The following is a 345-nucleotide window of genomic DNA, read 5'->3' on the forward strand; positions in this document are numbered from 1 at the left end:
GGTTTAGCCTCTTCCGCTTTCGCTCGCCACTACTCACGGAATCACGGTTGTTTTCTCTTCCTACGGGTACTGAGATGTTTCACTTCCCCGCGTTCCCTCCACACACCCTATATATTCAGATGCGGGTAACACCACATAACTGGTGCTGGGTTTCCCCATTCGGAAATCCTCGGATCACAGCTCGGTTGACAGCTCCCCGAGGCATATCGCAGCCTCCCACGTCCTTCATCGGCTCCTGAAGCCAAGACATCCACCATGTGCCCTTAACAACTTGACCACAAAGATGCTCGCATCCACTCTACAGTTCTCAAACACCACACCAGAAACAAACGTCCCGGGGCGTAA

1 rRNA gene (cut by a window edge) is annotated in these 345 nt (G+C 53.0%); it reads right to left on the reverse strand.

Going from position 1 to position 345, the window contains the following annotated elements:
• A 23S ribosomal RNA gene (locus B0293_RS42130) occupies window positions 1-277 on the reverse strand (it extends 2,855 nt beyond the left edge of the window).
• Window positions 278-345: the final 68 nt, after the last annotated feature.

This window comes from Amycolatopsis azurea DSM 43854, assembly GCF_001995215.1.
GTDB lineage: Bacteria > Actinomycetota > Actinomycetes > Mycobacteriales > Pseudonocardiaceae > Amycolatopsis > Amycolatopsis azurea.